Raw genomic sequence first — 24,059 nt, forward strand, 5'->3', positions numbered from 1 at the left:
GGGCGTCGCGAATAATGGGGCGTCGGCCCGGAGGGACCGCGATCCTGACCACGCCGCGGCCGTGATTACCCTGGCAGTCGTGCTGCTCTCCGATCGCGACATCCGCGCCCAGCTCGAATCGGGGCGCCTCGGCATCGATCCCCTCGACCCCACCCTGGTCCAGCCGTCCAGCGTGGACGTGCGCCTGGACGGGCTGTTCCGGGTTTTCAACAACAACCGGTACACCCACATCGACCCGCGCGAGCGGCAGGACGAGCTCACCAGCCTGGTCGAACCGGCTGACGGCGATCCGTTCGTGCTGCACCCCGGCGAGTTCGTGCTGGGTTCCACGCTCGAGGTGTGCACCCTCCCCGACGACCTCGCCGGGCGGCTCGAGGGCAAGTCGTCCCTGGGGCGTCTCGGCCTGCTGACGCACTCCACCGCCGGGTTCATCGACCCAGGCTTCTCCGGCCACATCACGCTGGAGCTGTCCAACGTGGCGAACCTGCCGATCACCCTGTGGCCGAGGATGAAGATCGGCCAGCTGTGTCTGATCAAGCTGTCGAGCCCGGCCGAGAATCCCTACGGCAGCGCCGCCGTCGGCTCCAAGTATCAGGGGCAGCGCGGACCGACGCCGTCCAAGGCGTACCTCAACTTCCCGCAGGGCTGACGTCTATTCGGGCAGCGAGTGCCGCCCGCCGCCCCGGGGCTCGGGCGGTGCCTGCTGCTGGGGCGCAGACGGTGCCGAGTGAGGCGCCGACGGTGCCCGGCGGGGCGCTGGGCGGGGCGGTCGCACTGGCACGTCGGAGATGTCCAGCGCCGGGTAGGCGGTCGCGAACCGCTCGATTGCGGCCTCACTCACCGCGGCCCGGCGGGGCTTCGCCAGCAGCACCGCGATCGCCGTGGTGAGCGGTACGGACAGCGCCAACCCGATGCCGCCGACGAACGCGCGCAGCAGTTCGATCGCGACCGTGTCGGACGTGAGCACCTCGGTGAGTGGTCGGCCCGCGATCGAGAACAGCAGCAGCAGCGGCAGCGCCGACCCCACATACGCGAACACCAGGGTGTACACGGTGGAGGCGATGTGGTCGCGACCCACACGCATGGCCGACCAGAACGTGCGCCGCCGAGACGACTTCGGAGACAGGTGTGCCAGCTCGAACACCGCGGAGGCCTGGGTGATGGTCACGTCGTTGAGTACGCCCAGCGCTCCGATCACGAAGCCGGCCAGCAGGATCCCGGAGATCGACACGGTCGAGGAGTAGGCCTGCAGGTTGGTCGCGTCGTCGCTGGACAGGCCCGTGACGTGGGTGGTCATCACGGCCAGCCAGGACAGTAACGCGCTCATCGCCAGGGCGGTGAGCGTGCCCAGCAATGCGGCGGAGGTGCGCAGTGACAGCCCGTGCGCGAGATACAGCACCGCGAACAGGATCGCCGCCGAGGCCACGAGTGCGACCCACACCGCCGAGTGACCCTCAAGGATAGCCGGGAGCGCGAAGCCCACCACGACCACGGCCGCCACGGCCAGGCCGATCAGGGCCCGTAGGCCGCGCCACACGGCCACCGCGATCACCACAGCGGCGAACAGCAGGCCCCACACCCACAGGGCGACGGTGCGCGCGTAGTCGTAGAACTGGTACGACGGTGCCGCACCGTTCTGGCCCGGCGTGTAGCCCATCCGGATGTGGGTGCCAGGCGTGAGGTTCGGCTGCCCGATCCCGGGAGTGGCGGGCCTACTGGTGTCGACGCCGGACGAGCCGGCGCCCACGGGTGTTGCGGTCGCGGCCCCGGGCGTGAGCGAGGTCGACACGCGGAGGGTCCCGACCGAGAACTCGGTCCACGCTCCCTTGTCGGGGCCGTCGGTGATCCGCACGGAGCTGTTGAGGCAGCCGCCCTGCGGGTTCGCCTTCAGGTCCGGCTCGGAGCTGGCGACGGTGCCGTTGGCCGCGACCGTGAAGTCGCAGTCGCCGACCACCTGCTGCTCGACGGTTCCGCCGTATGTCGGGGACGCGCCCGGCACTCCGGGCAACGACACGCGCAGGTGGGCCGGCCACAGAACGATCGCGCCGATCACGACGGCGATTCCCACCACGACGAGGAGGCCGACGACGGTGCGGGACGCGACGCGGCCGAGGGAGACGGGGGCCAGGTTGTGCGTGTGCAGGGTCGACTCGGGCTCGTGGTGTTCGTGCTGGTCGGGGCTCACGCGATGCACCCTACAGAGAGTGGCAGGGCGTTTCCGCCAGGCGCCACCCCGCGGGATCAGGCTGTGCGTTACCCCGCGGGTGCGAGGCCGCGCTGGATCATCGTCAGCAGCGACTCGTACTCGTCGTCGGCACTGGACGGCATCTCCGGGCCGGCGCGCTCGATCTCGAGGATCACCGCGCCGTGGATGGCCGCCCAGACGTTCTTGGCGATCGTCATTGGATCGCCCGCACGGATGACGCCGCCTGCCTGCGCGAACATGATCGTCCGTACCAACGCCTCGAACGCGCGCGCCGGATTCTCGAGCGTGCCGTGGCCGAGGTCGGGCCCGAACATCAGCCGGTACACCTGGGGGTGCTCCAGCGCGATCCGCCGGTAGGCACGCCCGCAGCGCATCATCCGCTCGCCGGGATCGGGATCGGCGGACGCGTGGATGGTGTCGGTGAGCCGGGCGAAGCCGAAGTCCACCACCGACCGCTGCAACCCCTGCTTGTCGGTGAAGTGGTTGTACACGCCCATCGGCGCGACGCCCGCCTCCTGCGCGACCGCGCGCACCGTCAGGCCCCGCAGGCCGTCACGCTCGAGCACCGCGATGGCGGCGTCGACGAGAGCGGTGCGGACATCGACAGTCCGCGTCCGGGGCGTGACGTTGGGCATGGCCACACATGCTACCGGTCTTGACACCAGCTGTAGCACGATGTTCCATTAATGCAGAACATCGTTCTACAACGATTCGGAGTGCTCATGCCCCTCTCCTCGAACCTCCCCCCATCCGACCTCCCCACCGCAGCCTCGCGCGGGCGCACCGGCAAGTGGGTCGTGCTCGCCGTCCTGTGCGCGACGGTCCTGCTGGTGATGATCGACAACACGATCGTCAACGTCGCCCTGCCCACCATCGCCGTCGACCTGCACGCCGGGACGTCGGGCCTGCAGTGGGTCGTGGACGCCTACACGCTGGTATTCGCCGGTCTGCTGCTCGGCGCCGGCCACGCCGGTGACCGGTTCGGTCGGAAGCGGATGCTGCTGCTCGGTGTCGCGGGGTTCGCCGCGATGTCGGCGGTCGCCGCCTCCGTGACCAGCCTGGATGCGCTGATCGCGGCCCGCGCTGGGCTCGGCGTCGCGGCGAGCCTGATCTTCCCCGCCACCCTGGCGCTGATCATGGACACCTTCGGTGGCGAGGACACGAGGGCCCGGGCGCACCGCGCCGTCGCCGTCGGACTGTGGGCCGCGATGGCCGGTGTGGGCGTGGCGATCGGCCCCGTCGTAGGCGGATGGCTGCTCGAGCACTACTCGTGGGCCTCGGTGTTCTGGGTGACGGTGCCCTATGGTGCCGTGCTGCTGGTGGCGGGCGCGGTCCTGCTGCCCGAGTCGCGCGGGCCGTCGTTGCCCGGGCGATTCGACTGGGCCGGGCTGGCGCTGTCGGTCGCGGCCGTCGGCACGCTGGTGTGGACGGTGATCGAGGGGCCGCATCACGGGTGGGCGTCGCCCGCGAGTCTGGCGGGTTTCGCTGTGGCCGCCGCGCTGACGGTGGCGTTCGTCGCACGGGAGCTGCGCGCGGCGCACCCCGTGCTGGACATGACCCTGTTCTACAATCGACGGTTCACCGTGGGCGCGCTGGTGATCGCGGTGGCGTTCTTCTCGCTGTTCGGCTTCATCTTCATGGTCACCCAGTACTTCCAGCTGGTGCGCGGCTACGGCACGCTCTCCGCAGGCCTGCACACCCTGCCGTTCGCGGTGGTGATGGCGGTGTTCTCGCCGCTCGCGATGCACGCCGGCAAACGGCTGCCCGCACACCTGGTGATCACCGCCGGGATGCTGACGATGGCCGCAGGGTTCGGGCTGGTCACCGTGACCGGCGTCGACACCTCGTACTGGCGGGTGGTGATCGTCTCGATGTCGCTGATGGCCGCCGGATTGGCACTAGTGCAGGGACCGGCGACCGAGATCATCATGACCACGCTGCCGATGGACCGCGCCGGGTCGGGGTCGGCGGTCAACGACACGACCCGCGAGATCGGCGGCACGCTCGGCGTGGCCGTGCTCGGATCGGTGATGGCGACGGTGTTCGCCTCGCACGTCGCGTCGGGCCTCGCGGCGCTACCGCTGCCCGCGCCGCTGAAGGACGCGGCGGCCACGTCGGTCGCCGCGGGCGCGCAGGTGGCACGGACGGCGCCGGGCACCGTCGGCCTGCAGGTGGAGGCTGTCGTGCGGTCGGCCTTCGTGGCCGCCATGCACCAAGCCACGCTCGTCGCGGTGGGCGCGTGCCTGGTGGGCGCGGTACTGGCGATGCTCGCCCTCGGCGTGCGGCCGGCGCTGCCGCGGGCCCGGCAGCCGGAGCGGGACACCGTCACCGTCTGACTGCGGGGCCTGCCCGCACTACCTCTGCTTGTAGGAGCTGAGGAAGTTGCCGAACCGGTCGAGCGCCTCGGACAGGTCGCGCGCCCAGGGGAGTGTGACGACCCGCAGGTGGTCGGGGTCGGGCCAGTTGAAGCCCGTGCCCTGCACCAGGAGGATCTTCTCCTCGTTCAGCAGGTCGAGGACCAGCTTCTCGTCGTCGTGGATCTCGTGGACGTCGCGGTCGATCTTCGGGAACGCGTACAGCGCGCCCTTGGGTTTCACGCAGCTCACGCCGTGGATCGCGTTCAGCTTCTCGTAGGCCACGTCGCGTTGCTCGCGCAGCCGCCCGCCGGGCAGCACCAGGTCGTTGATCGACTGGTACCCACCGAGCGCGACCTGGATCGCGTGCTGCGCGGGCACGTTCGGGCACAGCCGGGTGGAGGCGAGCAGCGTGAGGCCCTCGACGAAACCCGCCGCGTGGTCCTTCGGCCCGGTCAGCACCGCCCAGCCGGCGCGGTAGCCGCACACGCGGTACGCCTTGGACAGGCCGTTGAAGGTCATCACCAGCAGGTCGGGCGCGAGCGTCGCGATGGACGTGTGCTTGGCGTCGTCGTAGAGGATCCGGTCGTAGATCTCGTCCGCGAGGATCAGCAGCGAATGGCGGCGAGCGAGGTTCACGAGCTGCTGCAGGGTCTCGGTGGAGTACACCGCGCCGGTCGGATTGTTGGGGTTGATCACCACGATCGCCTTGGTGCGCAGGGTGATCTTGGCCTCGATGTCCTCGATGGACGGGTTCCAGCCGTTGTCCTCGTCGCACAGGTAGTGCACGGGGGTGCCGCCGGCGAGGCTGGTCATCGCGGTCCACAGCGGGTAATCGGGTGCGGGGATCAGCACCTCGTCGCCGTTGTTGAGCAGCGCCTGCATCGTCATCGTGATCAGCTCGGACACGCCGTTGCCGAGGTACACGTCGTCGATGTCGAAGAACGGGAAGTCTGCGATCTCCTCGTACCGCGTCACCACCGCGCGGCGAGCGGAGACGATGCCCTTCGAGTCGCTGTAGCCCTGCGAGATCGGCAGCGCGGCCATCATGTCGCGGACGATCGAGTCGGGTGCCTCGAACCCGAACGTCGCGGGGTTGCCGATGTTCAGCTTGAGGATGCGGTGCCCCTCGGCCTCGAGCCGTGCCGCCTGTGCCACCACGGGTCCCCGGATCTCGTACAGCACGTTCTGCAGCTTCGCGGACTGCTCGAGCGGCTTGAGCTCGGTGTGGGAGTGGTGCACATGGGGTCTACTCATGAGTACATGGTGTCAGGACGGGGCAAACCGATTTATCCGCACCCGCCGAGACGTGACGGCCGGACGCGAGAGCTCTGGAATCGACGTGTCGATCTCGGGGGCTACAGGCTGTGGAACGCGCCCTCGATGCCCTTCTCGACGTCGATGATCCGCGCGGCCTTCACCTCGGGCTTGTCGATCTCCTCAGCCACGTACTGGGCGATGAACCGCCGGATCTCGTTGTCGACGCTGGCCACCACGCGGACGATCGACCCGCGGATGTTATGCGATGACACGTCGACCCACACGTCGCTCGGCCGCGGCGGCTGCACCTCGATCCGCAGCTCCAGCGGCTCGGCGGCCTGCACCGTGAGCGGCAGCGTGATCAGGCCGTCCACGTCGTACCTGATGCGGTCGACCCGCAGGTCGATCAGTAGGCCGATGCGCAGCGGGATCTTCACGGTGAACGTGATCAGCCGGCCGACCTCCCGGGTCAGCTTGGGCTCCTCGATCCGGACGTCGGCCCACACCCGCGCCATGCCACCCGGGCCGGACGGGATGGGGCCCACCTTGAAGTCGTCGCCGGCGAGGTCCGCGAAAGCGGAGCCGACACGCTCCTCGGTCACTGCGACTTCGAAGAAGCGGCGGCCGAATTCTTCGTAGGTCAGGTAGCGCGGCACGTCGTCCAGTCTGCCGTATGCGAGGGACGAGACGCCGCCGATCGGCGCCTCGTCCCTCGCGTCACTTTCGTCCACCAGGCCGCTTGGCGCCCGCGGCGATGCCGAGCCCCTTGGGCTTCGGCGCGCTCTCGGCGGCCGCGGGGGCGTCCGTCTGGGCCTCAGCCCGGACCTCCGCCTCGGCCTGGGCGGGCTCGGGCGCTACCGGCTCGGGTGCCTGCGCGGGCTCAGCTGCCGGCGCCGGGGTGGCGCAGGCGACGGGCCGGCACACGCACACCCGACCCGCTCACCACGACCCGTCGCGCCACCTCGAGCTGGTCTCGGCCGAACGGCACCGCCACCACGGGCACGCCGCGCGCCAGCGCCTTCTGGGTGGCGCCCATGCCGCCGTGGGTGATCGCGCACACCGCACGGTCGAGGATCGGGCCGTGGGCCGCGAAACGCACGACCGTCGCGTTCGACGGGACGTCGAGGTCCGCCGGCACCCCGCTCGGCATGGTCGCGACCACGTGCACCGGCTCGTCGGCGAGGGCCGCGAGCGTGCGGCGCGCCAGGACCTCGTCCTTCTGTGGGTCCGACGACGTGGTCACGAGCACGATCGGGTCGGTGATCGCGCCGAGCCACGGCGGTGGCGGCTGCGGCGGATCCCAGTCGCACGCGCCCAGGTACACCAGGTTGTCCCAGTCGGCGTGGCGGTACTCGAACGGCTCGGCTGTGGCGAGGAACAGGATGGGCGGGCTCCGGAACACGTCGTCCGCATCGTGGATCGGCGCCAGCCCCACGTCGCGGCGGATCTCGTTCAATGTGGGCCGCACGGAGCTCGTGATCGCCTTGGTGATCACGGTGTTCGCGACGGCGTCCCGGATCCGGCCGGCCGGCGACGGGTCCGGTGCCAGCCCCGGGCCGAAGGGCGGCAGCCCGGGCGAGCGCCGGGGGATGGGCGACGCACTGAAGCAGGCCCATGGCAGGCCCGCGGATTCGGCGTAGGCCATGGCGCCCCACGTGTTCGCGTCGACCAGGAGGAAGTCGGGGTCGACCCGGTCCACCGCCGCGCGCAGGTCGGGCACCTCGAGGCGGGCGCGGTCGGCGAACATCCGCACCGACCTCGCGAACGCGTCGCGGACGGACCGCGCGTCACCGTCGGCGGCGTGGATCGCCTCGATGCGCGGGTCGACGGCGCGCGCGTGCAGCCCGCTCGCATCGACCCGCTCGACCTCGTCGGCGAGCGTCTGCACGTGCACCTCGACGCCGCGGTCGCGGAGCTCGGTGAGCAGCGGTGTCATGGGGAACAGGTGGCCGCGGCCCGGCGAGGTGTACGCCAGGACGCGGGTCACGGCTCGTCGCCGACCAGGCTCTGGACGGCGCCGCAGCACTCGTCGGGCGTGCGGCGCCGGACGACGGCGGTGAAGCCCGCGTGGGCGGTGAGGCCGCGGTCGTGCATCGTGTGGCCCGGTTCGGCGGACCACTCCACCGCCCGCAGGAGGTGGTGCAGCGCCGTCAATACCTCCATGCGCGCGAACATCATCCCGATGCAGTGGTGCACGCCGCCGCCGTAGGGCATCCACGCCATCCGGTGTGCCGGGGCCTCCCGCTCGGGCGAGAACCGCAGCGGGTCGAACGTGTCGGGGTCCTGCCACACGTCGGGGAGGTGATGGTTCGCCTCGGTGAGCGTGACCACGAACGTGCCCTTGGGGACGAAGTGGCCGACCATGTGGGTGTCGGCTACCGCGGCCCGGGGGATCACGGGGACCGGCGGCCGGATCCGGAGTGCCTCGCGGACCACCATGTCGAGCAGCGGCAGGTCGGCCAGCCCGTCGTAGGCGAGGGCCGCCGGCGCGGCGAGGGCCTCCGCCCGCGACTTCTCCTGCCACTCGGGGGACTCGGCCAGCTGGTAGGCGGCCTCGGTGAGGGCGACGGTGGCGGTGTCGTGCGACGCGAACAGGATGAAGATCATGTGGTTGATCACGTCGTCGTCCGTGAACACCGCGCCGTGCTCGTCCTCGGCGGCGCACAGCGCGGAGAACAGGTCCGGTCCCGGTGTCGCGCGCTTGCCGGGGAGTAGTTCCCGGAAGAACCGCTCGACCCGCTTGCGACCGTGCAGGCCGCGTTGCCATCTGGTCCCGGGGATCGGTGCGCGCACCACTGCGCCGGCCGCCTCGATCATGTCGACACACGCCTTGTTGATCTCGTCCGCCTCGGCGCGGGGCAACGTGACGCCCACGAACACGCGCAGTGCCACGTCCAGGGTCAGGGCCTTGAACGCCGCCCGCATGTCCACGGGCCCGTCGGGGAGCGCGTCGATCGAGTCCGCGATCACGGGTTGCAGTTGGTCGGTGTAGGTGGCCAGCCGTGCGGTGGTGAAGGCGTGCTGCATGATCCGACGGTGACTGCGGTGCTCGTCGGCGTCCAGCAGGATCATGCCGCGGCGGAAGAAGCTACCGAACGCGAAGTCGTACACCGGTCCGGTGGCGAACGTCCGGTCGCGGTTCCGGGTGAGCTGCTCGGCGGCCTCGGGCCCGAGGGCCACGACCACCTTGCGGCCCAGGACGCTGATGAAACTCACGTCACCGAACTCGGCGCGCAGCTCGCGTGCCATCTGTTTGGGGTCGCGGCTCAGCTTGAGCGCAGCGGTCAACGAGTTCCACCGCGGCCCGTACACCGGCCGCCGCTCATCTCCTGGAGGTGGCGCGGCCAGCATGCGCATACGGTTGCTCCATTCGTACGGGGTCGGGTTTCAACCGTACCGGCGTCCGCGTTCGGCTGCCATCGCGGCGCCGTCAGATCTTGTCGAGTGTGGGCCACGTCTGCGCCCACGGCGCGCGGGGCGTACACAGCACCAGGGCCAGACCCGCCGAGCTCACCGGGAATCCGATGTGATGCATGACGAGTTGACGTGCAACCACTCCGGGTAGATCCCCACCCACAGTCCCGATCCGGGTCATCTCCGCACAGGCGGCCCGCGGGCGCGTCAGGTCGTCCCGGTCCCCGATCCAGAGCACGACCGCCGAGCCCGCGGGCCGGCCGAAGTAGTAGTACCCGCGGTTGTAGCTGTACACCGGCGGCAGCGCGTCGCGCCCGTAGTACTCGAGCGCCGACGAGGTCCAGTAGAAGTCGGTGACGATGGCCCTCGGCCGCCGGTCCGGCGGTAGCGCGGCAATGGCGCCCTCCACCTCACGGCTCAGCCCGGGCCAGCCGAACTGGCCGTACACGGCCATGTTCACGGCGACGGGATAGATGGTGGTGGGCACCGTCACCGTGTCGGCGGGCTTGTACGGGATGGTGGCCGAGACGAGTGCCATGGAGGCGACGACCACCGGGGTCACCGCCCACCGCGCCCACCGCCGCGCGCCGCCGCGGGTCGCCTCCACCGCGCCGGCCGCGATCAGCACCGCGAACAGACCGGACGGGTAGGTGGCCCGTCCGCCGGAGATCACCACCGCCGCGACGACGACCACGGCCGCGACCAGGACGAACCGGTACCGGCGGAGGAACTGCGATCTCGCGAGCCGCCAGGCGCCGTAGACCAGCAGGATCGCCCCCAGGATCCCGGCCCCCGAGATCGCGGCCGGGATCAGGATCCACCGCCCCCCGACGAAGCCGTCCTCGTAGGCGACCACGCCGGTCAGCTTCAGCTGCGGCCACCCGTGCTGCGCCTGCCACACGACCCCGGGAATCGTCGAGGCCACCGTGATCGCTCCGCCGACCCACAGCAGCGGCCGCCGCAGCAGCTCCCGGGGCCCGTACGCGAGGCAGCCGACGCCGATACCGACCCACAGCAGCGGGATCAGCCATTTGTCCTGCATATCGATCGCTGTGAGCACCCCGGCCGCCAGCAACAGCCGATCCGATCTCGTCCGGACCCAGCGCACCATCAACCAGGTGACGGTCGTCCAGATCGGGGTGTCGACACAGTTCGTGCACAGCAGTGCGCCCCACTGGACCAGGATCGGCGACGTCGCACACGCCACAGCGGTGAGCACCTGGGCCGCGCGTCCGCCGCCCAGCTCGCGAGCGGTGAGCGCGGCGATCAGGACCGCCGCCACCGTCAGGATCACGCCGACGAACCGGAACCCCAGCAGCGTGTGCCCCGGCATGACGTCGCCCAGTCGCGCGAGCAGGGGGATCATCGGGCCCTGATCCGCGTAGCTCCAGGCCGGGTGGCGCCCGGCGGCCACGAAGTACAGCTCGTCGCCGAACAGGTGATAGCGGCAGGCGGTGAATACGGTGACGATCGCCGCGATCAGGACGACCGCGCCCACCTCCCGCCACGCCATCGGCGGGGGCGCTGGGACCGCGCCGTCCGGTCCCGAACCCCCGTGCAGCGGCTCCCCGCCCCGTGCCGCTGCGTCGACTCGACCCGGCACCGAGAGGTCGTCGCTGTGCGCTACCGAATTGTTGGACACCGAACTATTCGACACCGAGCACACGTCCTAACGCCTGTCGCGTCGCGTCGCTTCGCGCCGCCAGCGTGCGCAGCTCGGCCGCGAGACGATGCGTCCATTCCTCGACCGTGATCGGCTTGCGGGAGAGCACCACGCCGCCGACTATCCGGCGGGCCTCGCCGGTGAGGCGGTCACCGTCGGCGTCCAGGCTGAACTCGCCCGCGTCGGTCGCCAGGGTGATCCGCCGGGCTTCGCCGGGGCGGCCCGCCATGCGGTCGGCGAGGGACCGCCGGTATTCCACCCGTACGAGGTCGGCAGGCAGCACCCCGGCCAGTGTCTCGGTGAGCAGCCGGGCGTAGGACGCGGCGTCCGACCGGTCCCGCCCCACCATCGACGCGATCATCGCGGCGTCGCCCAGCGGGCCGAGCCCGCTCGAGTATTCGTCCGTCATTGCCGCGAATCTAGTCGCCTCGGTCCGAGAGGCGCTCACAGCGCGCCCTACAGGCCGTCGGAGCGGAGCGAGACGACGGGGCGCGGGGTGAGGTCGATCGTGCGGGGAACGCCCCCGCCGCGGACGAACGGGGCGATGCCCTGGGCGAAGCCCCAGGTGTTCACCACCAGTGCCGTGTTGCGTAGCGGGTCGACACTGAGATACGTGTCGAACCGCATGCCGAGGACGCCCGAGCAGCCGCGTCGCGCCGCCTCGCTGTGGATCCGGTCGTGCACCCACCGGCGCCCGGCCGCGTACGCCCGGGACGCCTCGACCAGTTCGAAGTTGCGGCTGCTCATGCCGAGTGCCCCCGTGTTCCAGAAGCGCTCGCCGACGGACGCGGACAGCACGTGCGTCGGCAGGAAGCCGGCCTCGAGCAGGGATACCGTCTGGTCCATCGGCAGCATGGAGGTGAGCACCAGTCCGCCTGTGGCGGTGCCGTCGGTGAACTGCACGGCCGTACCGAATGCCAGGTATTCGAGGTACTGCTCGTCCAGGCGGCGGGTCTCGAGCCGGATGCCGATCACCGCCTGCGCGCCGCGATCCCGCGCCTCCCTGGCGATCCGCCACAGCACGGTGTCCCACGGGTTCTCGCTCAGCCCGTACTGTGTCGGGCCGCCGACCCAGACACCCATCACGTCGGCCACCGGCTGCAGCCGGTGATACCGCGCGCAGGCGGCACCGTCGACGCTGAGCATCGACGTGAACGCCGGCTTGTTCATGGGCACCCTCTTCCGCTGGTGACGAGCACTGGTGATCGAGTGCTAGTCGTTGAGCGGGAGGACCATCGTGGGCACGGGGATCGTATGGTCCGGGCGGATCGGCCGCACGGCGGTCCCGATCGCGAAGAACTCCGTGGTGTGCCCGCCCCACTGGTGCGGTAGGCCGCGCAGTTGGACGCCGACGATGCCCTCGGCCTCGAGGGCCTCCGCCTCCGCCTGCATCCGGGTCATCGCCAACTCCCGGGCGTCGTAGAGGGCCTCGGTGAAGACCGGGACCTCGGTGTTCTGGCCGATGTTGCTCATCGACTTGAGGATTCCCTGGTGGGCGATGTGATAGACGCACGAGCCCATCACCATTCCGAGCGGGGCGTAGCCGGCGTTGATCAGGGTCCAGAAGTCCTGTCCGGACAGATCGGAGGTGAACGGCTTACCCGTGTTGGGGATCCACGAGTGCCCGTCGGGCGCGTCGGCGGTATCGGCCTTCACGGCGGTCCCGATCGCGGTGAACTCGGCGACGTCGCTGCCGAACTCCTTGAACTCGATGTCCAGGCGTACGCCCACGACACCGTCGGCGCCCAGCTCGTGGGCCTCGACCTCCATGCGTGCCATCGCGAGCTCGCGCGCGTGGTACATCGCCTGGGAGAGGACCTCGAGTTCCTGGTTCTTGCTCCACCGCCCGAGCTGGATACCCACGTGGTAGACGCTGCTGCCGAACACCAGCCCCAGCGGACGGAACCCGGCCTGGCGCACCAGCAGGAACTCGTTGACGGTGAGGTCGGACGTGAAGACCTTGGTGTGCAGCCGGTTGAGGCCGTCCTGGGGGACTCCGGTAGGTGAGGTCACGGCGCATCCTTTCGGTCACCGTCGGCGAGGGAGACGACGGGGGTGGGGGTCAGATCGATGGTGCGTGGGGCGTTGCGGCCGCGGACGACGCGGTTGACGCCCTGCGCGAAGCCCCACGTGTTCACCTGGAGCTCGTAGTCGTTGTACGGGGCGTCGCCCACGTCGCTCTCGAAGTACATCCCTACCACGCCGAAGCAGCCGAGCTTGGTCGCGCGGTGTTGGATGGCGTCGCGCACCGCCCGGCGCGTGCCGGAGAGCGCCCGAGTCGCCCCGGCCAGTTCGATGTTGCGGCCGCGTGTGGTGAGGAAGGACGTCTTGGGGAACCGGCTGTACGTCGCGGCGCACAGGATTCGGGTGGGCATGAAGTCGGACTCGAGCAGCGAGACGGTCTCGTCCATCGGCAGCATCGACATCAGCACCTGGGCGCCGGTGTCGGTGCCGTCGGTGAATCGTATGGCCGTACCGAAAGCCAGGTACTCGTGGATGTTCTCGCCCAGGTGACGACTCTCGAGGCGTACGCCGATGACGGCCTGGGCGTCATGGGTGCGCGCCTGGGCGGCGAGCCGTCTGAGCGCCGCGTCCCAGCCCGCCGAGCTGGCGCCGAAGACGTACGGCAGCCCGGTCCACACACCCATCACGTCGGCGATCGGTTGCATCCGGTAGTACCGCGCGCATGCCGCACCGTCGACGCTGAGCATCGACGTGAACGCGAGGTCATCCATCGTGTCCCCCTCCCGGCGCCAGTCTGCGCATCGACTCCGCTCGACGCCACGCCATTTCGGTGGTTCGTCCGGAAGTGGCCGATTCCTCATCAGGGGCTGCGGCGCGGTGTCGTACCCATACGCGAGACTACTGCGTGTGACGAATGATCCGGACATACCGGCGAGTCGGCGCGGCGTCCCACCGGCGAGCGGCCTCGCCGCGGTGCTGCTCCTGCTGTTCGCGACGGGCTGGGCCGCCAATCACTTCACGGCGATGCTCCCTGCGCTCCGCGTCGCCGAGCGGTTGTCGAGCGCGGTACTCGACGGTGCGTTCGGCGTCTACGCGCTCGGCCTGCTGCCGGGCCTGCTCGGCGGGGGCGGGCTGTCGGATCGGGTCGGCCGGCGGCCCGTGGTCCTGATCGGCGCGACCACGGCCGGGTCGGGCAACCTGATCATGCTCTTCACGCACGGCGCGGCGGGGATCTTCGTGGGACGCACGGTGGTCGGTGTCGGGGTGGGGCTCGCCGTGAGCGCCGGCACCGCGTGGGCGGCCGATCTCGGCGGGAAGCGTGGCACCACCCTGTCCGGTGCGATCCTCACGATCGGGTTCGCGGCCGGTCCGGTGGTGTCGGGGCTGTTGGCGCAGTTCCTGCCTGCCGGCCCGGGGTTGACGGTGCCGTTCGCCGTCACCGTCGTCCTCTCGCTGGCCGTGGTCGCGGCGGCGGCCCGGGCGGGCGCCGCGGGCGGGGGTGCGCCCGTCACCGTCGTCGCGCGGCCCGGGCCCGATGATGCGCGGCGCGGCTTCCGCGTGGCGCTGGCCGCCTCGGTACCGATGGCGCTGTGGGTGTTCGCGAGCGTCACGGTCCCGATGGTGACGATGGTGGGGCTCATGGCCGACCGCTTCGGCGGGCCGTGGGTGCCGGGGATGGCCGCCGCAGTGACACTCGGTGCGGGCGTGCTGATCCAGGTCGCCGCGCGGCGCGGCGAGTGGGGCGCGTGGGCCGGTGTGGGCGGTGCCGCCCTCGCCGCCGTCGGGATGTGCGTCGCTGCGGCCGCCGGTTCGCACCCGTCGATGCCCATGTTCCTGGTGTGCGGGGTGGTGCTCGGCTGCGCGTACGGACTGTGCCTGCGCGAGGGCCTCGTGGACGTGGAGACCCTCGCGCCGTCGGGATCCCGCGGCATGCTGACGGGGATCTTCTACGTGTTCACGTATCTCGGCTTCGGGCTGCCGCTGTTGCTCGTGGCGATCCGCCCGGCCGTCGGCGTGGTGCCGCCGCTGTTGGTGCTGGCGGCCGTCGCGGCCGTGTGCGCGGCGGTCCGGGCCGTGCACCTCACGGCCACGGACCACCTGCGGCGGTGACCCCTCGGCGCGGGGCTCAGCCCGCGGTCTGCAGCCGGCTCGCGAACGGGTCGGCCTGCAGGTCGAGGTGCTCGCGGAGCGTCGAGCCCGTGTACTCGGTGCGGAACAGTCCACGCCGCTGCAGCTCGGGGACCACGAAGTCGACGAAGTCGTTGAATGTGCCCGGTGAGCTGGCGGCGGACAGGATGTAGCCGTCGGCCTCGCCGCCGGTGAACCCCGCCTCGATCTGGTCTGCGATATCGCTTGCGGTGCCGACGAACTGGGGGAGGAGCACACCCTGCGCGTACAGCTTGCCGATGTCGCGCAGGGTGAGGTTGTCCCGGTCCGAGAGACGCTTCGCCACCGCGAACAGCCCCTGCGTGCCGGTCACCTGGACGTCCTCCACCGGCTTGTCGAGGTCGTACTGCGAGAAGTCGTGGTTGGTGTGCACCGACAGCGTGATGAGGCCCGAGATCGGGTCGGCGAGCTCGTTGTGGAACGCCTGCTTCTCGCGTGCGATCGACTCGGTCTCGCCCACGAACGGGATGAACGACGGGAAGATCTTCACGTCCTCCTCGCTGCGGCCGAAGTTCACCGCGCGGGACTTCACGTCGTCGTAGTACGCGCGCCGGCCCTCCTGCGTGGGGTCGATCTCGAAGATGGCCTCGGCCCACCGCGCAGCGAAATCCTTTCCGCGGTCGGATGACCCGGCCTGGATCAGCACCGGCCGCCCCTGCGGGGACCGCGGCGTGGGGAGCGGGCCGCGGGTGCGGAAGTGCTCGGAGTCCCGCTCGACCGTATGGATACGGCTGGGGTCCGCGAAGATGCCATCGGCCTTGTCCTGCACCAGGGCGTCCGGCTCCCACGACGCCCAAAGCTCCACTGCGGTCTCCACGAACTCCTGCGCGCGGGCGTAGCGCAGGTCGTGGTCGAGGTGCTGGTCGTAGCCGAAGTTCTGCGCCTCCGAGGTGCTCAGCGAGGTGACGATGTTCCACGCGATGCGGCCGCGGGTGATGTGGTCGAGGCTGGAGAAGATGCGGGCCAGCTCGAACGGGTGGAAGTACGTGGTGGACTTGGTGATCGCGATGCCCAGCCTGCTCGTGACCGCCCCGATCGACGCCGCCACGATCGACGGATCGAGCGTCGCACTCGCCTGCGTGCCACGGCGCAGCGGCTCGTCGATGTCGTCGCCGAAGTTGGTGGGGATCGCGAGCAGATCCGCGAAGAACACGAAGTCGAACTTGCCGCGCTCGAGGATCCGGCCGATGCGGTGGTAGTACTCCGGCGTGAGGAACGCCGGATCGGACGCCGGGTGGCGCCATGCCGCATGCGAGTGGGTGACATGCGAGGCGATCTGGAAGCCGCCGAGGTGAAGCTGTCGAGTCACTGGGTGTCCCTTCGGGTGGGTGGTGGCATCGAGTGTCATGTGTTGCGGCCCTTGGGTGAACCCTTGCGCTCGCCGTGGATCGAACGGATCGGGAACCGATCGGGGTGCTGGTGCGTCCAATTGTCGAGGGCCGTATTGCGGTGCCGGGCACGAGCGAGGGGGCAGACGGTGGCCGAGGACGTCGAGACGATCCGGGCGCGCGCCCGCGAGCGCGTGGCCGGCAGACAGTCGATGGTGGTCGACGGTGACGTGATCGAGGAGTTGGCGCGGGCCTTCGAGCGGCACGCGGAAAGGGTGCGGAAGTCAATCTTGGAGCTGACTGATGTCGGGCGGCTGAATCATCTCGGCAATACCTCCGAAGGACGCACCGCAACGACGAACATTCGCGCCTCGGCGGTGGAACATCCACGGTCGCTCAGGGCGTCGCTGATGGCGAACGAGCACGGGGCGCGGGCCATGGCAGACAACCTCCGCGCAATCTCAGGGATGATCGAACGCGCGGATTCGGTGAGCGAAGCGTCGATTCGTGAATCGGGGACGGCATCCCTGTGAGGGGCGGTGGCTGCGCGACTCTGGTCGCGGTCGCTCTGGCGACCGCTGGCTGCACGACGACGGTCGCAGGTACACCAAGTGCAGTGTCGGGTCTGGCGATGGCGTCCGCGGCACCGCCGTTGCCGTTCGCGCCCACGATTGCCGAACGGTGGAACCGCCGCAACGACGGCACGTCATTCGAACCGTGCATCGCGTACTCGGCTAACGAGGCTCTCGCGCTCGGGATGGATCCGAGGACCCTCGAAGACGCCGCGATCTCGGACTCGCCGAATTATCGCGGCTGCCACTGGGAGCTCACGCGACGGGATGGTGACAGCAGAGGGCGGTGGTGGAACTGGGTCAGCCAGATCGTCGGCAATCAGCCCCCGCTGACCAGCTACAAGGCCAGCCACCACGAGTATGCCTGGGTATCAGACCGTTTCGTGGACGGAAGGACATTCGCCCTTGGCAACCGACGTACTACTCAGTCGGTCGAGTGCTATGTCGTCTTCACCTCGGGGACTGCGCTGGTGGGTACTGCCGTGAACTTCGAGACCGCGTCCCGGCGCACGCAGGCGGAGGAGTGCGACCGCGCGTTCCGCATCGCCGCCCTGGCGGCGTCGAAGGCACCGAGATAGGTGGGTGTGTCGCCGCTGATGTGGCTGGTACGTGCGATCGGCTGCTCCGGCGCCTTCAGCTGCTTACCGACGGTGCACCGCCTTACCGAACGTCCAGGCGCCGATCGGGGAGGTCCTCGTCGGTCAGCGTCTGAACCGTCTGTCGGGGCCGGCGCTGCCGGTAAGTGTCTGCACCGTCGGTAAGCGGCGATGTCTCCTCGGGCGTGGCGGGCGCGCCGCGACGTCCGCCGCGGCGACCTGAGCGGATCGTCTCGTGGCGGTGTCGCGGCCGAGGGGCTCGGTGTTCGCCGGCGCGCTCGGATACGGGTACCGGTCCTCGCGGATGTGATGCTCCACGAGCCGTCAGGTTCTTCGCCCGCTCGCCCGTGTCGTTAGGCGGGCACCGCATCGCTGCGCACAGACTCGGGCCATCCGAGAAGCCGGGTGCCGCTCGTCGCCGAAACTTGTCAGACCCTCCGTCTACCTTGATGACTGACACAGAACGGGGAACCAAACAAGCTGTGTCGCAGCGGTAATGAAAAACATCAGGGGTCCTGGCCGAGACCGCGCCGGGATGAGGAGGAACCGAAATGAAGACCAAGATCGCAGCCGCCACCGTCACCGCCTTCCTGCTCACCGCGCTCGGCACGGGCGTCGCCAATGCGGATTACACCATCGGCGGCAACGTGCTCGTCGAGCTCGACTGGTACGGCGGCAGCGACTGCGCCCAGATCACGTGGCCGCGGGGCGATACAACGACGCAGTGTGGCGGCCAGTACCGCGTCGTCCAGTCGGACATCCGCCCGGGCAACGTGTTCGGGGCCCGGATCGCCGTCGGTGACCACGACGACGTGTACTGCGAGGTGAAGGACATGACGACGGGCGACATCGTCACCAACGACTTCGCGTCGAGCCTCTGGGCCAACTGCCTGACGAACGCGAACTGACAGGAACGCTCGTCGGCATCTCACTGACGGGAGCGGAGCGTCAACGACTTTCGCAAACCCGTCGTACCCCTGTTCTATCGTCGTGATCACCAGGGAGGAGTACACCATGACACAACCCATCACCGTCTCGGGCCCCGTGATCGTCCCGCCGGACCAAGCCGCCGGGTACCTCGCACGGATGGACGTCGACGTCGCGGACATCCATGCGGCCGTCGCCAACGGCGAGGTGGCCGCGACCACGATCACCGGCTATCACCCGCACAACGTGGCGGGCCTCGCGCGCTGGATCGCAATGGTGGGATCGCTTCGCCGGCGGCTGGACGAGACCGGACGGTGGAGCCTGGGAGACGCGGCAAACCGGCCCGTGTGCCGCCATCGGACCGGCGACTGGAGCGTCGCCGTCGTCTGTGGGGACGCCGCCACCGGCGACCCGGGCAGCGTCGTGGGGCCCCGCGCGGCGCGCCGAAAGGGCGCCGCCACGGCGCGCGCGGTGCGCGAACAGGAGTCGTTGATCCCGCTGACCGATCTCGTGTTCAGCCGAGTCGTCGACGCCGCCGGCGACCCGCCGCCCGGCAACTGGATCGTGTTGTACCACCGCGGCGTCGACGGTGTCCGCTTGGAACTCTCACTGCCCCTCGGGTTCGATGAGGAGGAGGGGCAGTTCACCGGGTGGGCGGTGCGGGTGTTGCTCGACGACTGGGTGCCCGAGACCGCAGCGGTGCCGCGCGACGTCCCCCGCGTCGACCTCTCGTTCCACGTCCTCGACGCGGCCTAGCTGCTGCGCCATCGGCGATCTGGACCGCTGGGCGCATAGCCGCGCAGTGCTGCGCAGGGCCTCTTCGTCGAGCGGTGCCCGCGCGATTGGATCGGTGGTCGGGTCGAGGGTGAGGTCCGCGTGCAAACTTGCGGATTCGGCGTCGAATCCCTAGCGCCCACCGTCGCCTCAATGATTCGTCGCATGAGCGAGTGACGACGAGGCCGCAGGCCGTGACGGCGGCAGCGTGGTCAGTCGCTCCTCGTCCCGGGCGAGTCCTCCTCGACTCCGCGTCGCCCCGATCGTGGGGACGTCTACGGATCCTGGCAGCGCGCGCGGCGTTTGCGCGGTGGGCGCGAGGGTACCCGGGGCACTCCTGTTCGGGGCCGCACCGTGCTCGAGGCGTTGTAGTCTGGCATCCCGGTGATTACGGAGTGAAACATCAAGGGGGAGGGTGATTTTGTCAGCACAGCCAAAGATCTCGCAGCGCCGTCGTCGGGAGGTGCTCGACGCGCTCCGTCGTGGCAGCGTGCCCGAGGCCGGGCTCGGCCAGCTCGCAGTCGGTCTGACCCCGTTCGCCGCGACACTCGGGGCCGAACTCGACGTCGTCAAGGGCGGCAGCGGCGTGTTCAAGGTCGCCCGCGGTGAGTACGGTTCGGGCAAGACCTTCTTCGCCCGCTGGCTCGCCGAGCGGTCGCTGCGAGCAGGCTTCGCGGCGTCCGAGCTCCAGGTCAACGAGATCGAGACGCCGTTGTACCGCCTCGACGCTGTCTACCGGCAGTGCATCAGCGGGATCCGCACGTCGTCGGTGCCGCGGGGCGGCTTCCGACAGCTCATCGACGCTTGGCTGTACACCATCGAGAGCGACGCGTACGAACAGGGCCGCGCATTCGACGACGTGCTCGACCGGCGACTCGCGGTGGTGGCGGCGACCGCGCCCGTCTTCCCCCAGGTGATCCGTGCGTACCGGAAGGCATCCGAGTCGGGTGACCGGGATGTTGCGGACGGCCTGATCAGTTGGCTGGGCGGGCAGCCGAACATCAGCGCCGCGATCAAGCGCGCCGCAGGAGTCAAGGGTGACCTCGACAACCGGATGGCGCTCGAGTTCCTCCGCGGCGTGGTCACGATCATGCGCGATAGCGGTCACGCCGGCCTGTTCCTGGTCATCGACGAGGTCGAGACCGTGCAGCGCATGCGCCGCGACTCCCGGGAGAAGAGCCTCAACGTGCTGCGGCAGCTGGTGGACCAGATCTCGGACGGTTCGTTCTCGGGCCTCTACCTCATGGTCACCGGAACCCCGGCATTCCTCGAAGGGCAGATGGGGATCGCGTCGCTGCCACCGCTCGCTCAGCGCCTACACACCGAGTTCGGTTCGAATCCGAAGTTCGACAACCCGCGGGCACCGCAGATTCGGCTCACCGGTTTCGACGCTGCCAAGCTGCTCGAGCTCGGGGGTCGGGTGCGTGACCTGTACGTTGCCGGCGCCGACAACGCGGACCGGGTCGGTGCGCGCGTCGACGACGCGTTCCTCGAGGTCTTCGGGCGCGCCGTCGCCGGGCAACTCGGTGAGCGGGTCGGACTGGCGCCGCGCCTGTACATCCGGAAGCTCGTCGACGTCATGGACAAGATCGACATCCATGCGGAGTTCGATCCCTACGCCGACTACGAACTCGAACTCAGCCTGGACGAACTCACGCCGCAGGAGCGCGCCATCGTGACCGGAACCGAAGCGCGAGCGACTCTCACTGCCGATGACATCGCTCTCTAGCGGTCGGCGGCACGATCAGCGACGCCTGAGGAGAAGGATATGACCACGATGCGTCGAGGCGAGAATCGGCCGGCCCCCGCGGGGGACCTCGCCGTCGCGGTCGAATGTGCCGCTGCGCTGGATCTCTCTGCACTGCTGCTCACCGCGGAGGGAAGAGTGCGAAGTGACGCCGACCTGGTGTTCTACAACAACCGGAGCGGTCCCGGCGTCGACCTCATCGCGGATGTGGTCCATGTCCGCCCCGACGAGGTACCCGCCGAGGTGCACACCATCGCAGTGGCGGCGAGCATCGATGGCGATGGCACGTTCGGTTCGATCGGCCCGATAACCGCGCAGGTCGACGGGCCGGGCGCGTCGGTTCGATTCCCGGTCGAAGGGTTGACCTCCGAGACTGCGCTCATAGTGGCAGAGGTGTACCGCTGGAACGGAATGTGGAAGATCCGTGCCGTGGGCCAGGGCTACGACACCGGGCTCGCCGGCGTCGTGACGGCCTTCGGCGTGGACGTCGACGACACACCCGCGGCCGCCTGCCCGGTCGCCCCGGCCCCGGCCCACACGCCCACGCCGGCGCCCGCCCGGGGCGGAGGCAAGCAGGACGACGGTCCGTCACCTCGTGAGTCCGGCGCGGAGCCCCCGGCTCCCCTCTCGCCGAGTACGGGCACTCCTGCGGACCTGGCCCGTGCGGTCATGACCTCAGCTGTCTATGGCGAGCAGAAGGGGCTCGCCGGCCGGTTGGTCGTCACCGACTCACAGGTGGAGGAGTTGCTCGTCGCACTCCTGGCCTCTGCATCCAGGGAACTCGTGTCGCGCGCGGTGGCCGAGACACTCGGGATCGAGACGCGCAACGTCAACGGCGCAGTGTCGCAGGTGCGGAAACTACTCAACGTCGACCAGTACGACGTGTTGACCGTCGACGGGGACGTTGTCGTGCTCGACGTCGACGCTCTGCGCGAGCAGTTCGAGGTGTAGCGGGCAGCTCAGCCGCCCATCCGCAGGACAGGACCCATCGAGCAGCAGTCGAGAGCTCCACCGACGTCGATCTGCCGGGCCGCGAGTGTGCGCCGAGCCAGCTCACTGGGCAGCGCGGCCGAGAACTTGAGGCCGGCGAGCGCACCGTCATCGACATCTGGGCAGCGGCGCCGCGCTTCCTCGTCCAGCCGCATCAGAGCGATCTGGTCCGCGATCGACGAGCCGGTGAGGTCGGGATGCAGGCGCACCGATTCAGCGTCGAACGTCTGCCTTGGCGCGATCAAGTGCGGTGCCCACGCCGCGAGAGTACGGTTGGCCTTCGCGCCTGCCCAGGTCCACCACCGCCAGTCGTCGCCGTCGCGCGCGACGACCAGGCCCTCGCCCGACACGTCGGTCGCGCGAGTGGTGCGTAGCTCGCCGAGCGTTGCCGTCGCCCGGCGGGTGAGCGTGACCCCCGCGGGCGTGGCACCCAGCAACACCGCACGCGCGCCCCGCGTGAGCCGGAAGGACGCATCGTCCGGCATGGACCCCCACCTCGCCCGCCCGGGGAGGTTCGACACCTCGACGTAGACCTGGCGGCGCGACCAGTCGACGTGCGTGACCAGCCAAGACCGTCCGCCCAGCAGTAGCACGCGTGGGCCGTCGACGGTGTCGGTCAGTACCGAGACGTCGACGGATCCGATCTCCTGCCGCCCGGCGTACACGCGGAACTCCGGCGAGGCGGTGAACACGGCTAGAAGGTCCATGAAACTCCTTCGGCCGAAACGCTTCTCCGCCTCCGGGCCGATGAACGCGGTGCCCGAGTCGTGGTCGAGGAACCCCTTCTCGAGGAGATGGTCGAAGACCCGGTCGCCGTCGTCGCCGAACAGCGGGAGACGCCCCCACGACGCGCGCCACCCGCCCAGCGATACCCGCCGAGTCTGTAACGCCAGCGCCAGGATCTGCTGCGCCGCGATGTGCCGCGGCTCCGGAGGCGCCAGCACCGGCTCGACCCACCCCAGGGACCAACAGTGGAGCATCCCCAACGTCGACAGCACCGCGGTCTCGCCGAGGCAGAGGAAGAGGCAGTTACGAGACGTCCCGTCGCGCCGCCCCGTGCGGCCGAGCCGCTGAAGGAACGACGACACGGTCCGCGGCGCGTTGATCTGGATGACCCGGTCGAGGTCGCCGACGTCGATGCCGAGCTCCAGAGTCGATGTCGCGACGATGACGCAGTCGCGCGCCTCCGCGAACGCGCGCTCGGAGTCCCGGCGCTCATCGAGGGACAGCGATGAGTGGGACACGAACGTGGTGATGCCGCGCTCGCGGAGCCCCGCGCCGAGTTCCTCCGCCAGCCTGCGCGAGTCGACGAACACCAGCCGCTTCTCGCCGGCGTGCAAGGCGGCGATGACCTTCGCTGCGCTCTGGATCGTGCCGACGGAGTCCACGGTGATGTCCGGAGGTGCCGCCTCTCCGCTCGCGGGGCCGACGACCTGTCCCGCCGAATTCGATCCGCCTTGGAGCCAGTCGAGGAGCTCCTCTGGATTGCCGACGGTGGCGGACATGCCGATCCGTTGGAAACGGTGGCCCAGGAGCGCCTCCAGGCGGGCGAGGACGGCGAGGAGGTGCCACCCCCGGTCGTCGCTGGCGAAGGCGTGTACCTCATCGACGACGACGGCCTTGACATCGCCGAGCACGACGGCGGGGTCGACGCCGGTGGACACCAACATCGATTCGAGGGATTCCGGTGTGGTGAGCAGGAAGTCAGGTCGTTCGGCCTTGATGCGGCGGCGCCCGCCGGCGGTGACGTCGCCGTGCCACGTCGCTACCGAGCGGCCCATCCAAGCGGCATACGACTCGAGCCGGGGCTGCAGATTGTTCAGCAGCGCCTTGAGTGGGCACACGTAGAGCACCGACGTGCCCGACCACCGCTCACGTTGCATCCGGGTGAGAAGCGGAAACACGGCTGCCTCGGTCTTCCCACCGGCCGTGGGCGCCAACAGGATAGCGTCGGTGCCGCCGACGATCGTCGGCGCCGACTCGTCCTGCAGTGGGCGCAGTCCCGGCCACCGCAGCGTGTTCACGATGTGGTGCTGCAGGATCGGGTCCAGGAGGTCGAAGCCGGTGGTCACGGCACGACTATTTCACGAGGATCGA

Annotated in this window: 22 protein-coding genes; 9 read left to right on the forward strand and 13 right to left on the reverse strand. The window is 69.8% G+C overall.

The features are described 5' to 3' along the window. Window positions 1–79: 79 nt before the first annotated feature. A complete protein-coding gene (dcd, locus tag ABD908_RS01230) occupies window positions 80–649 on the forward strand; it encodes a dCTP deaminase (protein ID WP_344989727.1) in 570 nt (189 codons plus the stop codon). Window positions 650–652: 3 nt separating this feature from the next. On the opposite strand, the gene ABD908_RS01235 is transcribed toward dcd, so the two are convergent. Together ABD908_RS01235 and ABD908_RS01240 are read right to left on the reverse strand one after the other, a co-directional pair. Beyond that, window positions 653–2,185, reverse strand: coding sequence for a YibE/F family protein (locus ABD908_RS01235; RefSeq protein ID WP_344989730.1), 1,533 nt, complete (start codon window positions 2,183–2,185; stop codon window positions 653–655). Between the two features lie 68 nt (window positions 2,186–2,253). Next, window positions 2,254–2,841 carry a TetR/AcrR family transcriptional regulator gene (locus ABD908_RS01240; protein WP_344989732.1) on the reverse strand — a complete coding sequence of 196 codons (588 nt, stop codon included), beginning with the start codon at window positions 2,839–2,841 and terminating at the stop codon, window positions 2,254–2,256. Window positions 2,842–2,928: 87 nt separating this feature from the next. On the opposite strand from ABD908_RS01240, the gene ABD908_RS01245 reads away from it, so the two are divergent. Then, window positions 2,929–4,542 (forward strand): MFS transporter, encoded by a 1,614-nt coding sequence (locus ABD908_RS01245; protein WP_344989734.1) that lies wholly within the window; start codon window positions 2,929–2,931, stop codon window positions 4,540–4,542. 18 nt (window positions 4,543–4,560) lie between these two features. On the opposite strand, the gene ABD908_RS01250 is transcribed toward ABD908_RS01245, so the two are convergent. The 9 genes from ABD908_RS01250 to ABD908_RS01290 all read right to left on the reverse strand — a co-directional run bounded on the left by ABD908_RS01250 (window position 4,561) and on the right by ABD908_RS01290 (window position 13,632). Next, the gene (locus ABD908_RS01250; protein WP_344989737.1) at window positions 4,561–5,817 is read right to left on the reverse strand and encodes a pyridoxal phosphate-dependent aminotransferase; all 1,257 of its coding nucleotides are present in this window, start codon (window positions 5,815–5,817) and stop codon (window positions 4,561–4,563) included. Window positions 5,818–5,918: 101 nt separating this feature from the next. Then, a complete protein-coding gene (locus ABD908_RS01255; RefSeq protein WP_344989831.1) occupies window positions 5,919–6,476 on the reverse strand; it encodes a hypothetical protein in 558 nt (185 codons plus the stop codon). A gap of 224 nt (window positions 6,477–6,700) precedes the next feature. Beyond that, window positions 6,701–7,807: a glycosyltransferase gene (locus ABD908_RS01260; protein WP_344989740.1), complete on the reverse strand. Its 1,107-nt coding sequence runs from the start codon at window positions 7,805–7,807 to the stop codon at window positions 6,701–6,703. After that, window positions 7,804–9,177, reverse strand: coding sequence for a cytochrome P450 (locus ABD908_RS01265; protein ID WP_344989743.1), 1,374 nt, complete (start codon window positions 9,175–9,177; stop codon window positions 7,804–7,806). Before ABD908_RS01265 ends, ABD908_RS01260 begins: the two co-directional genes overlap by 4 nt. Window positions 9,178–9,250: 73 nt before the next feature. Further along, complete coding sequence (locus ABD908_RS01270) at window positions 9,251–10,876, reverse strand: ArnT family glycosyltransferase (protein ID WP_344989745.1); 1,626 nt, start codon at window positions 10,874–10,876, stop codon at window positions 9,251–9,253. A gap of 4 nt (window positions 10,877–10,880) precedes the next feature. Continuing rightward, a complete protein-coding gene (locus ABD908_RS01275) occupies window positions 10,881–11,306 on the reverse strand; it encodes a hypothetical protein (RefSeq protein ID WP_344989748.1) in 426 nt (141 codons plus the stop codon). A gap of 47 nt (window positions 11,307–11,353) precedes the next feature. Continuing rightward, a complete protein-coding gene (locus ABD908_RS01280) occupies window positions 11,354–12,067 on the reverse strand; it encodes a heavy metal-binding domain-containing protein (protein ID WP_344989751.1) in 714 nt (237 codons plus the stop codon). A 42-nt stretch (window positions 12,068–12,109) separates the two neighbouring features. Next, window positions 12,110–12,910, reverse strand: coding sequence for a heavy metal-binding domain-containing protein (locus tag ABD908_RS01285; RefSeq protein WP_344989754.1), 801 nt, complete (start codon window positions 12,908–12,910; stop codon window positions 12,110–12,112). Further along, window positions 12,907–13,632 (reverse strand): heavy metal-binding domain-containing protein, encoded by a 726-nt coding sequence (locus ABD908_RS01290; RefSeq protein ID WP_344989757.1) that lies wholly within the window; start codon window positions 13,630–13,632, stop codon window positions 12,907–12,909. Before ABD908_RS01290 ends, ABD908_RS01285 begins: the two co-directional genes overlap by 4 nt. A gap of 136 nt (window positions 13,633–13,768) precedes the next feature. Here ABD908_RS01290 and ABD908_RS01295 point away from each other — a divergent pair, with 136 nt between their 5' ends. Continuing rightward, window positions 13,769–14,971, forward strand: coding sequence for an MFS transporter (locus tag ABD908_RS01295; RefSeq protein ID WP_344989760.1), 1,203 nt, complete (start codon window positions 13,769–13,771; stop codon window positions 14,969–14,971). 16 nt (window positions 14,972–14,987) lie between these two features. Here the strand turns inward: ABD908_RS01295 and ABD908_RS01300 are convergent, their stop codons facing one another. Next, window positions 14,988–16,337, reverse strand: a complete 1,350-nt coding sequence (locus ABD908_RS01300; RefSeq protein WP_344989763.1) for an LLM class flavin-dependent oxidoreductase — start codon at window positions 16,335–16,337, stop codon at window positions 14,988–14,990. Between the two features lie 168 nt (window positions 16,338–16,505). Here ABD908_RS01300 and ABD908_RS01305 point away from each other — a divergent pair, with 168 nt between their 5' ends. The 6 genes from ABD908_RS01305 (at window position 16,506) to ABD908_RS01330 (ending at window position 21,923) form a co-directional block, all read left to right on the forward strand. Next, window positions 16,506–16,889: a hypothetical protein gene (locus ABD908_RS01305; RefSeq protein WP_344989766.1), complete on the forward strand. Its 384-nt coding sequence runs from the start codon at window positions 16,506–16,508 to the stop codon at window positions 16,887–16,889. Next, the gene (locus ABD908_RS01310) at window positions 16,886–17,506 is read left to right on the forward strand and encodes a DUF3558 family protein (protein ID WP_344989769.1); all 621 of its coding nucleotides are present in this window, start codon (window positions 16,886–16,888) and stop codon (window positions 17,504–17,506) included. The genes ABD908_RS01305 and ABD908_RS01310 overlap by 4 nt, the downstream gene beginning before the upstream one ends. 569 nt (window positions 17,507–18,075) lie before the next feature. Then, entirely contained in the window at window positions 18,076–18,432 is a 357-nt protein-coding gene (locus ABD908_RS01315; RefSeq protein ID WP_344989772.1) for a hypothetical protein, read from the forward strand. A gap of 106 nt (window positions 18,433–18,538) precedes the next feature. Beyond that, window positions 18,539–19,207 (forward strand): hypothetical protein, encoded by a 669-nt coding sequence (locus tag ABD908_RS01320; protein ID WP_344989775.1) that lies wholly within the window; start codon window positions 18,539–18,541, stop codon window positions 19,205–19,207. 439 nt (window positions 19,208–19,646) lie between these two features. After that, on the forward strand, window positions 19,647–20,954 hold the full coding sequence (gene brxD / locus ABD908_RS01325) for a BREX system ATP-binding protein BrxD (RefSeq protein WP_344989777.1): 1,308 nt from the start codon (window positions 19,647–19,649) through the stop codon (window positions 20,952–20,954). Between the two features lie 39 nt (window positions 20,955–20,993). Then, window positions 20,994–21,923: a TerD family protein gene (locus tag ABD908_RS01330; protein ID WP_344989780.1), complete on the forward strand. Its 930-nt coding sequence runs from the start codon at window positions 20,994–20,996 to the stop codon at window positions 21,921–21,923. Window positions 21,924–21,931: 8 nt separating this feature from the next. Here the strand turns inward: ABD908_RS01330 and ABD908_RS01335 are convergent, their stop codons facing one another. Continuing rightward, window positions 21,932–24,034 carry a DEAD/DEAH box helicase gene (locus tag ABD908_RS01335; RefSeq protein WP_344989783.1) on the reverse strand — a complete coding sequence of 701 codons (2,103 nt, stop codon included), beginning with the start codon at window positions 24,032–24,034 and terminating at the stop codon, window positions 21,932–21,934. Window positions 24,035–24,059: the final 25 nt, after the last annotated feature.

The sequence above is a fragment of the Tsukamurella soli genome (assembly GCF_039541155.1).
GTDB classification, from domain to species: Bacteria; Actinomycetota; Actinomycetes; order Mycobacteriales; family Mycobacteriaceae; genus Tsukamurella; species Tsukamurella soli.

Excerpts from the sequence above, each read along its gene's own strand:
- ABD908_RS01240 (WP_344989732.1), bottom strand. The coding sequence starts at position 2,841 with ATGCCCAACGTCACGCCCCGGACGCGGACTGTCGATGTCCGCACCGCT.
- ABD908_RS01245 (WP_344989734.1), top strand. The coding sequence starts at position 2,929 with ATGCCCCTCTCCTCGAACCTCCCCCCATCCGACCTCCCCACCGCAGCC.
- ABD908_RS01250 (WP_344989737.1), bottom strand. The coding sequence starts at position 5,817 with ATGAGTAGACCCCATGTGCACCACTCCCACACCGAGCTCAAGCCGCTC.
- ABD908_RS01265 (WP_344989743.1), bottom strand. The coding sequence starts at position 9,177 with ATGCGCATGCTGGCCGCGCCACCTCCAGGAGATGAGCGGCGGCCGGTG.
- ABD908_RS01275 (WP_344989748.1), bottom strand. The coding sequence starts at position 11,306 with ATGACGGACGAATACTCGAGCGGGCTCGGCCCGCTGGGCGACGCCGCG.
- ABD908_RS01280 (WP_344989751.1), bottom strand. The coding sequence starts at position 12,067 with ATGAACAAGCCGGCGTTCACGTCGATGCTCAGCGTCGACGGTGCCGCC.
- ABD908_RS01290 (WP_344989757.1), bottom strand. The coding sequence starts at position 13,632 with ATGGATGACCTCGCGTTCACGTCGATGCTCAGCGTCGACGGTGCGGCA.
- ABD908_RS01315 (WP_344989772.1), top strand. The coding sequence starts at position 18,076 with ATGAAGACCAAGATCGCAGCCGCCACCGTCACCGCCTTCCTGCTCACC.
- ABD908_RS01320 (WP_344989775.1), top strand. The coding sequence starts at position 18,539 with ATGACACAACCCATCACCGTCTCGGGCCCCGTGATCGTCCCGCCGGAC.
- ABD908_RS01330 (WP_344989780.1), top strand. The coding sequence starts at position 20,994 with ATGACCACGATGCGTCGAGGCGAGAATCGGCCGGCCCCCGCGGGGGAC.